This window comes from Aeromonas sp. QDB34 (assembly GCF_027705405.1).
GTDB classification, from domain to species: Bacteria; Pseudomonadota; Gammaproteobacteria; order Enterobacterales; family Aeromonadaceae; genus Aeromonas; species Aeromonas hydrophila.
The window spans coordinates 145,651-158,737 of sequence record NZ_JAPDBT010000005.1 but is presented as its reverse complement, the minus strand read 5'-3'; the positions used below and the strand labels follow the sequence as shown (position 1 = coordinate 158,737).

Below are 13,087 nucleotides of genomic sequence, written 5' to 3'. Positions count from 1 at the left end.
ATTTCGCAATTATATTGATTTCGTGAAAATTAGCAGCATTTTACTGGTCTAATCTCTACATCTGTCTATTTTTTGCGCTAATTGGTGCGTTGTTGAAACGCTCAGTAGCAAAGACGACAAAGCCGGCTCGAGGCCGGCTTTGGAGGCTGGAACGCAGTCAGGATCAGGCTGCTTCCGACTTCTCGCGGATCAGCTTGTCCACCACGCCCGGATCCGCCAGGGTGGAGATATCCCCCAGGCTGTCGGTCTCGCCGGTGGCGATCTTGCGCAGAATTCGCCGCATGATCTTGCCGGAGCGGGTCTTTGGCAGCCCCTCGGCCCAGTGGATCACGTCCGGGGTGGCGATGGCGCCGATCTCCTTGCGGACCCACTCCTTCACCTCTTTATGCAGCTCGCGGCTCGGCTCCTCACCGGCGATCAGGGTGACATAGGCATAGATGCCCTGACCCTTGATCTCGTGCGGCACGCCCACCACTGCCGCTTCGGCGATCTTGGGATGGGAGACCAGCGCGGATTCAATTTCGGCGGTACCCATGCGGTGGCCCGAGACGTTCAGTACATCATCCACCCGCCCGGTGATCCAGTAGTAACCATCCTCGTCGCGACGGGCACCGTCGCCGGTGAAGTAGCGGCCGGGGAAGGTGGAGAAGTAGGTCTGCTCGAACCGCTCGTGATCGCCGAACACGGTGCGCATCTGACCCGGCCAGGAGTCGGTGATCACCAGGTTGCCCTCGGTGGCCCCCTCCAGCGGCTCGCCCATGTTGTCCACCAGCGCCGGCTGCACGCCGAAGAAGGGACGGGTGGCCGAGCCTGGCTTGAGATTGGTGACGCCGGGCAGCGGGCTGATGAGGATGCCGCCGGTCTCGGTCTGCCACCAGGTATCGACGATGGGGCAGCGCTCCTCGCCTATGGTGCGGTAGTACCACTCCCAGGCTTCCGGGTTGATGGGCTCGCCCACCGAGCCCATGATGCGCAGGCTCGAACGGGAGGTGCCGGTTACCGCCTCGTTGCCCTTGGCCATCAGCGCCCGGATGGCGGTGGGGGCGGTGTAGAGGATGCTGACCTGGTGCTTGTCCACCACCTGGCTCATGCGATTGGTGGCCGGGTAGTTGGGCACCCCTTCAAACATGATGGTGGTGGCGCCGTTGGCAAGCGGTCCGTAGACCAGATAGGAGTGGCCGGTGACCCAACCCACGTCGGCGGTACACCAATAGATGTCCTCTTCGTGGTAGTCGAAGATGTACTTGAAGGTGAGCGTGGCATAGACCAGATAGCCGCCGGTGGTGTGCAACACCCCCTTGGGTTTGCCGGTGGAGCCGGAGGTGTAGAGGATGAAGAGCGGGTCTTCGGCCCCCATCGCCTCCGGCGGACAGTCGGCGCTGACGGTGGCGACGGCGTCGTGCCACCAGATGTCCCTGTGGTTGTGCCAGGCGATGTTGCCGCCGGTGCGCTTGAGTACGATCACCTTGTTGACCTTGGTCTCCGGGTTGGTGAGCGCTTCATCCACATTCTTCTTGAGCGGCACCGGACGGCCGCCGCGCAGCCCTTCATCGGCGGTGATGACGATGGAAGAGCCGGAGTCGATGATGCGACCGGCCAGGGCTTCCGGCGAGAAACCGCCGAACACGATGCTGTGCACAGCGCCGATGCGGGTACAGGCCAGCATGGCGATGGCGGCTTCCGGCACCATGGGCATGTAGAGGCAGACCACGTCGCCGCGATGCACTCCCTGCGCCTTCAAGACGTTGGCAAACTTGCACACCTCGGTGTGCAGCTCGCGGTAGGTGAGCTTGCGATCTTCGGCCGGGTTGTCCCCTTCCCAGATGATGGCAACCTTGTCGCCGCGCTGGGCCAGATGGCGGTCCAGGCAGTTGGCAGAGACGTTGAGCAGGCCGTCTTCATACCATTTGATGGAGACGTGGCCCGGATCATAGGAGGTGTTCTTGACCCTGGTGTAGGGCTGCATCCAGTCGAGGATCTTGCCCTGCTCGCCCCAGAAGGCATCCGGATCCTGCACCGAGGCCCGATACATGGCTTCATAGCCTGCCTTGTCCAGCAGGGCGCCGTTGCTGATGTGGGCTTTGACCGGGTAGACCTTGCTCTCGCTCATGTGTCACTCCTTTGAATACATTCTTGTAATGATTAGGTAACAACTTATACCTTTGGCGAGGGAGGGCAATTAGACTTTTGGATAGATGGCAACATCCGCTTACAGTCGAGTCGATGACAATTCATCGCTGATTGGGTAAAACGTCGTTTTATCGACGGAGATAGTCCCATGTTGACCCTGCTATTGTGCTCCTCCCTCTGGCAGTTCGAGGCCCCGCAGGCCACCGATGAGGCCGCATTGGCCGCCCCCCATGCCAACGACCTTGCGTTGACACCGGCACAGCCCGTTTCGCCATCCCTGCGGGACCACATCAGCGGTCAGTTGAGCGAGGCCTGGTTGGCGCGCAAGCCGTCGGTGTCCGTCACCCTCGAAGAGAAAAAATCCTCCTATTCGCAGGACTCGTTGCTGGAAGAGTCACGCCGGCAGCAGGACGAAGGGTGGGATGCCAGGCTGACCTTCAACTGATGAGCGTCACCTGCGCCGCTGGCGCGGTGCGGATCCCGGCACACCGCTAGCACCAGGCGCCCTTGCGCGAGCCCAGCTGCTCGGCCAGATGGGGCTCGGCCAGCGGGTGGCTGAACAGATAACCCTGCCCCTCCTGGCAGTGCAGTGATTGCAGAAACTGACGTTGGGCCTGGGTCTCGATCCCTTCGGCGGTAACCACCATGCCCAGGCTGTCGGCCAGGTTGATGATGGTGCGGCACAGCTCCCGGCTGTGCTTGTCATCGGGCAGGGCCTGCACGAAGGTACGGTCAATCTTGATGCGATCGATGGGCAGGCTCTTGAGCAGGCTCAGGGAGGAGAAGCCGGTACCGAAGTCGTCGATGGCGATCTGTACCCCCAGCGCCTTCAGGCGTCTGAACAGCTGCAGGCTCTGATCGACCCGCTGGATGATGCTCTCGGTGACCTCTATCTCCAGCTTCTCTGGCGGAAAGCCGGTCTCGGTCAGGATGGCGGCGACCTGCTCCACGTAACCTGCCGAGCGCATCTCCCGCACCGACACATTGATCGACAGCCTGGGTACCGCCAGCCCTGCGGCCAGCCATGCCTGTCCCTGCCGACAGGCGGTGCGCATGACCCATTCGCCGATCTGCTCGATGAGCCCGCACTCCTCGGCCACCGGGATGAAGCGGGTGGGCCCTATCATGCCCTCGCTGGGGTGTTGCCAGCGCAGCAGGGCCTCCAGCCCGCTCATGCGGTTGCTGGCGAGCTCCGTCATGGGCTGATAGAGGACGCAGAGCTGATGCTGCTCGATGGCCTTGAACAGTCCCTGCTCCATGCTCATTCGCTCCCGGGTCTGCTCGGTCATGTCCGGGGTATAGAACAGATAGCCGTTGCGGCCCCGGTTCTTGGCCTCGTACATGGCGCTGTCGGCGGCGCTGACCAGGGTATCCGGGCTGGTGGCGTGTTCCGGATAGAGGGAGATGCCGATGCTGGCGGAGACGGCCACCCGCTCGTGGTCGAGTTCGACCGGCTCGCGCAGGCAGGCCAGCAGTTGCTCGGCGAGCCGTTCCAGCTCCTGTGGCCGTTCAAAGAAGGGGATCAGCACCAGGAATTCATCGCCACCGAGCCGGGCGGCCACGTCGTTGTGGCGCAGGACGCGGCGGATCCGCTCGGCCAGCAGCTTGAGCAGTTCGTCGCCGGCGCGATGGCCCAGGGTGTCGTTGATCAGCTTGAAGCCGTCCAGATCGATGAACAGCAGGGCCAGTTGCTGGTGGTTGAGCTGGGCGGTCTTGAGTTCCAGCTCCAGCCGCTCCTGCAGCAGGTTGCGGTTGCCGAGCTCGGTCAGGGGATCGTGATAGGCGAGGTGATTGAGCTGTGCTTCGGCCTTGCGAATGGCGCTGATGTCGGAGAAGGCGATGACGTAGTTGGTGGTGTTGTGGCGACTGTCGTGCACGGCGCTGACATGCTGCCAGGAGGTGAAGTAGCCGCCATCCTTGCGCAGACACATCATCTCGCCATGCCAGGCGTGACTGCCGGGCAGCAGGGTATGCCAGGGATAATCGATGTCGGTGTGGCGGCGCGGGTGCATGATGGCCTCCGGCGACTTGCCCACGATCTCCGCCTCTTCATATTGAGTCATGCTGGAAAAGGCCGGATTGACCGAGATGATCTGGCGCTGGCCATCCATGATGATGATGCCTTCGGCAGCGGTCTCGAATACCACGTTGGCCTGGCGCAGCTTGTCCTCCTGGTTGCAGCGACTGGTGGCATCGTGGATCACTCCGGTGATGCGCCGCCCCTGATGGTCGGTGGCCGCCACGTGATCGGCGTGAATGTCGACCCAGCCCCGCAACTGATCCGGCCCGAGATAGCCGAGGGTGAGGTGAATGGGGGCCGTGCCGTTGACCGCCGCCCTGAACTGCTCGCCAGAGAGCGGATCGAAGCGCTTGATGAACTGCTCCATCCCCCCCTGAAACTGGCTGGCCGTGGTGCCGAGCAGGCGCTCGACCTGGCCGTCAAACTGCAGCCTGTCCTCCGTCACATGCCACTCCCACACCCCGATCTGGCCGGCACTCATGGCCAGTTGCAGCCGCTGCTGCGCTTCGACCTGCTCGGTGACGTCCCGCACTATGGTGAGGATGCGGTCGGGCACCCCCTGTTCATCCAGCATGGGGCTGTAAATGGCCTGCCAGTGGCGCTGCCGACCCTGATGGGCTGCGGTATGACCGCTCAGGTTCAGCTCGACCCGGGGGACGCCGCTGCTGATGATCTGCTGGAACAGGGGTTCCAGCACCGGAGCCAGCGTGGGGACGATTTCCCGCAGGTATCTGCCGTAGTGCTCTTCTCGGGAGAGGCCGTTGAGATCGGCCAGGGTCTGGTTGACGCTGCGGCAGCGAAAGTGGCGATCAAACACACCTATGCCAAACGGGGCCAGTTCGAACAGCTGTTGCAGCTCGTTCATGTTCAATTGCCCCGCCAGCGGTGGATCCGGCATGGCATTGAAAGTCTCTTCGCCCATCGCGCGCTCCTGAATTGACTTTTTTGTCATTTAAGCTGCTGTCAGTATGGCATGAAGCATTCTGGAGGGAAGGGAGGGGGCGTCATTCGCCCCCTTTTTGGCTGTGTTACCAGCTGAAGTGATAGCTCAGGGTCAGGTTGATCATCGGTTGCCAGTCGTGCTCCTTGATGAGCCACTGCTTGGCGCCGAACTCGGTGCCAAGGCGCCACTGCTGCCAGCGCCAGCTGCGTTCCAGCGTGACTCCCCAGTCCCGCAGGCCCTCGTCTGCTCCATAGGCGGCCATGTGGGCCTGGCTGCCCCGGGTCAGCCAGAGGTTGAGGGAGATCTCGGCCGGCAGCGGCAGGCTGTGCTCCATGTACCAGAGCTGGCCATAACGGCCGCTGACGTCATAGAGCTGGCCCAGGGTGAGCTGGTGATCGTCGTCCAGTTGCCAGCCGAGGCGCCAGAAGGCGCTGAAGCGGCTGCGATCGACTACCTGCATGGGTGCGACGCCGACCGCAAAGAAGCTCTTTTTGTAGAGCGGCAAGGCCAGCCCGGCGCTCTGGCCATCGGCGAAGAGCAGGCCGACCTGGGTTTCCCGCTCATAGGCGAGCCAGAACTGCATGCTGGCATCGGCGCGGACCCCCGCCTGATTGCTGCCGAGCTGCCACTGACCACCCAGCTGCCACTGGTTGTCCGGCTCTTTGGCCGACAGGGGCAGGGTCAGGAACAGCAGCGGCAGCCAGCACTTATTTGCCATAGAGCCGCGCCCAGTCACGGTCCTGATGCATGCCCATCAGGTGGCAGATGATGCCGGAGCGCTGGAAGGCGTAGATGAGCAGCACGCTGGTGGCGCTGAGCGCCATGATGAGGCCGAAGTTGTTGGGCAAGATGGTGCCTTGACGGGCGGTCCACCACAGCAAGAGCGGGCCCCACAGGTGCACGAAGATACTCTTGTGGAAGATGAAGACGGTCAGCGAGTACATGCCGATCCAGTTGAGCGGGCGCCAGCACAGCCGGATGTTGCGCTGATGCAGCCAGAGCACGGCCCCGATCACCAGAAACTCCATGCCCCAGATGCCGGCACGGCCGACCATGTCCATCGCCAGTTCGTGTTCGTTGGCGTAGATGTCGCTGAGCTCGACCGTGCTGGTTTCGCCAAACATGAGATAGACGGCCAGCGCTACCAGCGAGAGCGTCAGCACCAGGGCGTTGAGGCGGTCCCGCCATTGGGGCCGCTGATGCCAGCACCAGCCGTAGAGGAAGCCGAAGCAGCCGCTGGCCATGAAGAGGTCGAGGCGGGCATCCAGCTCGTAGTCGGGGTGCACGTGCAGCTTCATCCAGCCGTCGATGTGACCGAGCAGATCCTGCACGCCGAGCTGATCCAGCAGCAGGCTGAGCAGGGTCAGCAGCAGCATGCCGCGGATGCCGAACCAGGCGTAGACCAGCGAGAAGAGCGCCAGCAGACACATCCACAGCATCACCGGGTAGAACGAGATGGCCTCGCCGAAGTTGGGAGCGATCACCAGCCCTTCCACATAGAGCACCAGAATGATGCTGGCGAACAGCACCAGCTTGCCGCCCAGTTGCGGTCTGAAACTGGCCTGATCGCGGCGGCTGAGGTTGAAGGCGGCCAGCGCCAGATAGATCTGGCTGACCCAGGGAATGAGCCAGGCCGAGACCTGGGCCGTGGTGTGATCCATGGGCAGCAGCTGGCCGGCCATCGTCTTGTGCGACAGATAGAAGCTGTCCCACAGGGCGTGTTCCCGGTTGAAGAAGTCGATGTACCAGTAGTTGAGGTAGCCGGTGTAGTGCTCGAAGACGGCCATGAAGATGACGAGCCCTCGCAACAGGTCGAGACCCGTGATGCGTGCATCCTGTGGAGGCATGCTGATGCTCCTGCATTGGTTGGAAAAGGAGCGGCACTATAACGGTTGCGGCGAAACTGAACGGGAGCTGAATGTAAGCGAATGTTACCAGCAATTGAGGGTCTGCCCTTGTGACAAGGGCGGATGGGCGGATCGGGCTGTCATGATTTGTAATAGTTTTGGCGGTTTATCAGCCTTTCTGGCGGCCGAAGGCCTGGATGCCGCGCACCAGCACCAGCAGGCCGAGCCCGTGAAACGGCAGCGCCAGGGCGAGCAGCAGCAGCCAGTGGGCCTCGCTGCCGCTGCTGTTGATAAAGTCGACCCAGGCGGCCAGCAGGGCCAGCATGCCCGCTATCTGGAAGCGGCGGCGCAGCACCACCTCCACCCCGAGATTGGCGAGATAGAGGGTCAGCAGGATGCCGGCGAAACCGGTGAGCTGGGCGGTGCCGTAGAGGACGCGGTCCGGGTTGAACAGCAGGGTCACGAGGGGGGTAAGGCCCTGATCCAGCGGGATCAGGGCCAGCAGCCAGCAGGCGATCAGCAGCAGGGCCGTCTTCATGTCGAACTCAGTCGGCGGCTGGCGCCGGTTTGACCAGGCTGAGGTAGTTGGCATCCATGGTGAGGAAGACCCCCAGCAGGCGGGCGCTGGCGCCGTAGAAGCCAAACGGATCGGCGGCGCGGCAGGCGCGCTCGAAATGGGGGAACCAGGCCAGCAGATGGCCGTGCAGCAAGGCCTCCTGCTCGCCGAGCCACTGTTCGCGCAGATCGGCGCTGGCGGCTTCGGCGGCGCGAATGATGAGATTGCCCATCAGATCCAGTTCGACCCCCAGATGATCGACCGGTTGTTGGTATTTGGCGCTGACATCGATATTGAGCCGGCTCAGCCGCGTCTGCATGCGCTCGAGCGCAGCGGCGTCCTGGTGGGCGGATTCATGGGGGGAGACGGCGTCGTTGGCCAGGAACAGCTCATGGAAGTCGCCGGCCAGCGCGTTGGCCCGCTCGGGGCGCACCAGCAAGCGGGCGATTGCGTCATTGAGCTCGGCCACGGCCGGGCGCATGGGATCGAGCGTGGAGAGGCTCTTCAGGAAGCTTCGCACATCATAGCTGTCGTATTCGGCGATCTGTTCGTCGCTGAGCTGGGCGGTAAACAGGGTGGCAAACCACCAGTAAAGTTCGGCCCGACGTTCGCTAGTGGCCAGAAATTCCTGCATTTTTCCTCCGTGGATGGCAAGCGGGAAGCAGACTGAGCCCGATTCTAACGGCTTTGGCGGAAAAGTTAACCCATAGGTGACAATCCGCCGAACAAGTCGGGAAAAACGCCGCCAGAGGCGACCTTTTCAGGGCATGTCGGCGACGGTGTCAGGCGGTGGGGCGAGTCTCGAACTGCGGCAGCTCATCGGTGATCTCGTGCCAGGGGGCCTTGGAGCCGACGAAAATGTGAAAGCCTGGTCGCTGGCTCGGCGCCGTGTCGAGAATGCCGAGGCGCAGGTTCAGCTTGCCGCTGCTGCGCTTCTCGCTGAACAGGCTGGAGCCGCAGTGGCGGCAGAAGGCTAGGGTGGTCTCGGGGGATTTCTGGAAGCGGCTGATGGCCTCCTCTCCTCGAGTGATGGTGACGAGCGCACCATCCAGGCCGCCCACCGGGGCGTAATCGGCGCCGGAAAATTTGCGGCACTCGGAACAGTGGCAGTTGCCCAGATAGTCGAAGCGGTCGGGCAGGCTCAGGGCGACGGCGCCGCACAGGCAGCTGGCGGTCAATGATGTCATCTTGCGGATCCTTGGCTGATGGGTCAGAGCTCCTCGCGATAGAGCGTCTTCTTGCAGCGGGTGCAGATATGCTGGCGCCGGAAATCGGTCTGGTGCACCAGGCCCACATCCAGTTGCTGATGGTGGCCGCAATGAATGCAGAAGATGATGTCGCCATCGATGGCTTCCGGGTGCGCTGCCAGATACTGCTCGCGGGTGGGCAGTTGATCCCACTGCGTGACAAAGGGACTCTTGCGAGTGCCGGTATAGTAGATCCAATAGAACAGCGCGAATACCGAAATAATCAGAAACAGCATCAGGTTATCCAGCATGGCTTACTCCCGTGAGGTCTGCGGTGCAAAGAGGCAAGGGGGTGACGTGAGCAGCAGTTGACCGGATGCGATGAGAGGGCCCTTCTGTTGCCGGTCGCGTCGTTGCTGCGCATGCCGGGCAACCGCTGTGCCAGCTAAAGATGTTATCTGTTAGTAAATGCTATATCCATGATCTGGCTCTGGTTTTGGCAGTTCGGCCAGTCCGGGCCCGGTCATGTTGCCCGGGCGGTAACAGGGGATGGCACGGCTGGCGTGGGTGTCGGGTGATGACGGTCCAGCCGATTGGGGAGCGTGGTCATTGTGAATTTCGCGACACATTTTACATTTTTTAAACAAATTTTTGGGTGGTTGGACTGTCTCTTTGATCCAGCTCACGTTACAATGCGCCTGCCCACTTCACCTATCGCGCAAACGATTTTCAGGAGAGAAACGGATGTTGAAACGTGACATGACCATTGCCGGCTATGATCCAGAGCTGTGGCAGGCCATCACAGACGAGACCCGTCGTCAGGAAGAGCATATCGAGCTGATTGCGTCCGAGAACTACACCAGCCCCCGAGTCATGGAAGCCCAGGGCTCCCAGCTGACCAACAAGTACGCCGAAGGTTACCCCTCCAAGCGTTACTACGGTGGTTGCGAGTATGTGGATGTGGTTGAAACCCTGGCTATCGAGCGCGCCAAAGAGCTGTTCGGTGCCACCTACGCCAACGTGCAGCCGCACTCCGGCTCCCAGGCCAACAGCGCCGTCTACATGGCCCTGCTGCAGCCGGGCGACACCGTGCTGGGCATGAACCTGGCCCACGGCGGTCACCTGACCCACGGCTCTCCGGTCAACTTCTCCGGCAAGCTGTACAACATCATCCCCTACGGTATCGACGAGTCCGGCAAGATCGACTACGACGACATGGAACGTCAGGCTGTCGAACACAAGCCGAAGATGATGATCGGTGGCTTCTCCGCCTACTCCGGTATCGTTGACTGGGCCCGCATGCGCGAAATCGCCGACAAGGTCGGTGCCTGGCTGTTCGTCGACATGGCCCACGTGGCCGGTCTCATCGCCGCTGGTGTCTACCCGAACCCGGTGCCCCACGCTCACGTGGTCACCTCCACCACCCACAAGACCCTGGCTGGTCCGCGCGGTGGTCTGATCCTCTCCGCCGCCGACGACGAGGAGCTCTACAAGAAGCTCAACTCCGCCGTCTTCCCGGGTGGTCAGGGTGGTCCGCTGATGCACGTCATCGCCGGTAAAGCGGTGGCTTTCAAAGAGGCGCTGGAACCCGAGTTCAAGACCTATCAGGCTCAGGTCGTGAAAAACGCCAAGGCGATGGCAGCGACCTTCATTGAGCGCGGCTACAAGATCGTCTCCGGCGGTACCGACAACCACCTGATGCTGGTTGACCTGATCGGCCGTGAGCTGACCGGCAAAGAGGCCGATGCGGCCCTTGGCAAAGCCAACATTACTGTCAACAAGAACTCCGTGCCCAACGACCCGCGCTCCCCGTTCGTCACCTCCGGCGTGCGGATCGGTACCCCGGCCATCACCCGCCGTGGTTTCAAGGAAGCCGAGTCCATCCAGCTGACCAACTGGATCTGTGATGTGCTGGACAACCACGACAACGATGCCGTGCTGGCCACCGTACGTGAACAGGTGCTGGATATCTGCCGTCGTTTCCCGGTGTATGCCTGATAACGGCCCTCACCCGGTTTGAGACCAATGCCACCCACGGGTGGCATTGTTTTTTGTGGCGTTTGGCAACACAGGAGGGCCTGATGACGCTGAAGGGCGAAGAGCATAGCGGGCAAGGCAATCTGACCATGGTCAGTGAACAGCAAGACGAGGCGCTGGAGGCTGCGCTCAGGCAGGCGATCCGCGCCCAGTACCACTTTCGCGCCGGCGAACAGGGGCTGCTGGCCTGGGATGTGCGCCGGCTGGTACGACTGAGCCGCGATCTGCCGGTGCAGGCGGTGGCGCTTGGCGAGATTGCCGAGCTCGATCAGGTGCACTGGTACGGCCATGACGCCGCCAGTCCCACGGTGCGCAGCGTGGTGGCGCACTGCCAGTTGATGATGGCGGCTGATCTCGCCTATCCCATCCTGCTGGACAGCACCGGCCGGGTGATGGATGGCATGCATCGGGTGGGCAAGGCGTTGCTGCTGGGCCACAGCCATATCGAGGCGCGTCGCTTTGCCGTGGATCCCGAACCCGATTATCAGGATTGCGACCCAGATACCCTGCCTTATGACGACTGAGCCAGGGGCCGTCTGGGTGTATGCCGTCCCTTGTTTCCACGGGCTTTTACCGGTTCCGGATGGCCGTGCTACACTGGCCGGCCTAGAGCCAGCCCCCGGGGCCGGCGCCCTTTTCCGTCAACGCCGGAGGTCCGATGCATTGCCCTTTCTGTAGTGCGGTAGATACCAAGGTGATCGATTCCCGTCTGGTGGCCGAAGGCCATCAGGTGCGCCGCCGTCGCGAATGTCTGCTCTGCCACGAGCGTTTCACCACCTTCGAGATGGCCGAGCTGGTGATGCCCCGCGTCATCAAATCCAATGGCTCGCGCGAGCCGTTCAACGAAGACAAGCTGCGGGCCGGCATCTTGCGGGCGCTGGAGAAGCGACCGGTGAGCATGGAGGCCATCGAAAAGGCGGTCAACCACATCAAGTCCCGCCTGCGCGCCACCGGCGAGCGCGAAGTCGCCTCCCAGCTGGTGGGCAACCTGGTGATGGACGAGCTCAAGAGCCTGGACAAGGTGGCCTATATCCGCTTTGCCTCCGTCTATCGCAGCTTTGAAGACATTCGTGAGTTCGGCGAAGAGATCGCCAAGCTGGAGAAGTAAGTCTTTCTTCCAAACCAGGTTGCCGCGTTCGATAACGCTGCGCTAATCGAACCTACGATATTGCGTAAGCCTGGATGTGCTGTCAGAGGAGCCCAGATGTTTAGTCAAGACGATTACCAATGGATGAGCCGGGCCCTCGAACTGGCCCGCCGTGGCCGTTACACCACGGCCCCCAACCCTTGCGTTGGCGCCGTGCTGGTGAAAGCCGGCGTGGTGGTAGGAGAGGGCTGGCACCAGCGCGCGGGCGAGCCCCATGCCGAGGTGTACGCCCTGCATGCCGCCGGTGACAACGCCCGCGGCGCCACCGCCTACGTGACCCTGGAACCCTGCTCCCATCACGGTCGCACCCCGCCCTGCGCCGAGGCACTGATCAAGGCCGGGGTGACCCGTGTGGTCGCCGCCATGGTGGATCCCAACCCTCAGGTGGGCGGGCGCGGCCTGCGCATGCTCTCCGAGGCCGGCATCAAGACCGATTTCGGCCTGCTGGCAAGCGAAGCCGAGGCGCTCAACCCGGGCTTTTTCAAGCGGATGCGTACCGCGTTTCCGCAGGTGACGGTCAAGCTCGGCGCCAGCCTGGATGGCCGTACCGCCATGGCGAGCGGCGAGAGCCAGTGGATCACCTCCCCGGAGGCGCGTCGCGACGTGCAGCGGCTGCGGGCTCGCCACGATGCGGTGCTCTCCAGCGCCGAAACCGTGCTGGCGGATAACGCCTCCCTCACCGTGCGCTGGGACGCGCTGCCTGCCTCGGTCAAGGCCGTCTATCCCAAAGAGACTCTGCGCCAGCCGCTGCGGGTCATCGTCGATTCGCAAAACCGGCTCACCCCGGATCTGCCGCTGTTCCAGAGCGAGGGCCCGGTACTGCTGGCCCGCCACAAGGCATCCGGTGAGTGGCCCGCCTGGGTGCAGCAGCTGGAAGTGCCGCTGCTGGGTGGCAAGCTGGATCTGGTCAGCCTGTTCATGCTGCTGGCCAAGCAGAACGTCAACTCTGTGCTGGTGGAGGCGGGGCCGCGGCTGTGCGGCGCCCTGCTGGACAAGGGGCTGGTGGACGAGCTGGTGCTCTATCAGGCGCCCAAACTGATGGGGGATGAGGGGCGCGGCCTGTTCCACCTGCCAGGGCTGACCCGGCTGTTCCAGGCGCCCAAGCTCAACATCAAGGATGTGCGCATGGTGGGGCCGGATATCCGCATTACGGCCAGACTGGCCTGATTTATCAATGTTAAAGGGGGCCGTGCCGCCCCCGTCATCAGCAAGGTGATCTG

At 62.6% G+C, this 13,087-nt stretch carries 13 protein-coding genes; 5 read left to right on the top strand and 8 right to left on the bottom strand.

The annotated features are described in order from the left end of the window. Positions 1–163: 163 nt before the first annotated feature. Complete coding sequence (acs, locus tag OKC29_RS09670) at positions 164–2,110, bottom strand: acetate--CoA ligase (RefSeq protein WP_073351398.1); 1,947 nt, start codon at positions 2,108–2,110, stop codon at positions 164–166. 168 nt (positions 2,111–2,278) lie between these two features. Between acs and OKC29_RS09665 the strand changes: the two genes are divergently transcribed. Further along, entirely contained in the window at positions 2,279–2,575 is a 297-nt protein-coding gene (locus tag OKC29_RS09665) for a hypothetical protein (RefSeq protein ID WP_073351396.1), read from the top strand. 46 nt (positions 2,576–2,621) lie between these two features. On the opposite strand, the gene OKC29_RS09660 is transcribed toward OKC29_RS09665, so the two are convergent. From OKC29_RS09660 to OKC29_RS09630, 7 genes are all read right to left on the bottom strand, one after another. Then, positions 2,622–5,072 carry a sensor domain-containing protein gene (locus OKC29_RS09660; RefSeq protein ID WP_073351394.1) on the bottom strand — a complete coding sequence of 817 codons (2,451 nt, stop codon included), beginning with the start codon at positions 5,070–5,072 and terminating at the stop codon, positions 2,622–2,624. A gap of 106 nt (positions 5,073–5,178) precedes the next feature. Next, positions 5,179–5,811: a hypothetical protein gene (locus OKC29_RS09655; protein WP_162275762.1), complete on the bottom strand. Its 633-nt coding sequence runs from the start codon at positions 5,809–5,811 to the stop codon at positions 5,179–5,181. Next, entirely contained in the window at positions 5,801–6,940 is a 1,140-nt protein-coding gene (locus OKC29_RS09650) for a hypothetical protein (protein WP_073351391.1), read from the bottom strand. The genes OKC29_RS09655 and OKC29_RS09650 overlap by 11 nt, the downstream gene beginning before the upstream one ends. A gap of 169 nt (positions 6,941–7,109) precedes the next feature. Further along, on the bottom strand, positions 7,110–7,478 hold the full coding sequence (locus tag OKC29_RS09645; protein ID WP_016351742.1) for a hypothetical protein: 369 nt from the start codon (positions 7,476–7,478) through the stop codon (positions 7,110–7,112). A gap of 7 nt (positions 7,479–7,485) precedes the next feature. Continuing rightward, the gene (torD, locus tag OKC29_RS09640) at positions 7,486–8,130 is read right to left on the bottom strand and encodes a molecular chaperone TorD (protein ID WP_073351389.1); all 645 of its coding nucleotides are present in this window, start codon (positions 8,128–8,130) and stop codon (positions 7,486–7,488) included. 148 nt (positions 8,131–8,278) lie between these two features. Continuing rightward, on the bottom strand, positions 8,279–8,683 hold the full coding sequence (locus OKC29_RS09635) for a GFA family protein (protein ID WP_024944278.1): 405 nt from the start codon (positions 8,681–8,683) through the stop codon (positions 8,279–8,281). A 23-nt stretch (positions 8,684–8,706) separates the two neighbouring features. After that, complete coding sequence (locus tag OKC29_RS09630; RefSeq protein ID WP_017409302.1) at positions 8,707–8,994, bottom strand: hypothetical protein; 288 nt, start codon at positions 8,992–8,994, stop codon at positions 8,707–8,709. A 433-nt stretch (positions 8,995–9,427) separates the two neighbouring features. On the opposite strand from OKC29_RS09630, the gene glyA reads away from it, so the two are divergent. From glyA to ribD, 4 genes are all read left to right on the top strand, one after another. Beyond that, complete coding sequence (gene glyA, locus OKC29_RS09625) at positions 9,428–10,681, top strand: serine hydroxymethyltransferase (protein WP_011707102.1); 1,254 nt, start codon at positions 9,428–9,430, stop codon at positions 10,679–10,681. Between the two features lie 128 nt (positions 10,682–10,809). Beyond that, on the top strand, positions 10,810–11,244 hold the full coding sequence (locus tag OKC29_RS09620) for a hypothetical protein (protein WP_164470749.1): 435 nt from the start codon (positions 10,810–10,812) through the stop codon (positions 11,242–11,244). Between the two features lie 134 nt (positions 11,245–11,378). Further along, on the top strand, positions 11,379–11,828 hold the full coding sequence (gene nrdR, locus OKC29_RS09615) for a transcriptional regulator NrdR (RefSeq protein ID WP_010675395.1): 450 nt from the start codon (positions 11,379–11,381) through the stop codon (positions 11,826–11,828). Positions 11,829–11,924: 96 nt separating this feature from the next. Then, positions 11,925–13,034 carry a bifunctional diaminohydroxyphosphoribosylaminopyrimidine deaminase/5-amino-6-(5-phosphoribosylamino)uracil reductase RibD gene (gene ribD / locus OKC29_RS09610; protein ID WP_073351385.1) on the top strand — a complete coding sequence of 370 codons (1,110 nt, stop codon included), beginning with the start codon at positions 11,925–11,927 and terminating at the stop codon, positions 13,032–13,034. The last annotated feature ends 53 nt before the right edge of the window (positions 13,035–13,087 follow it).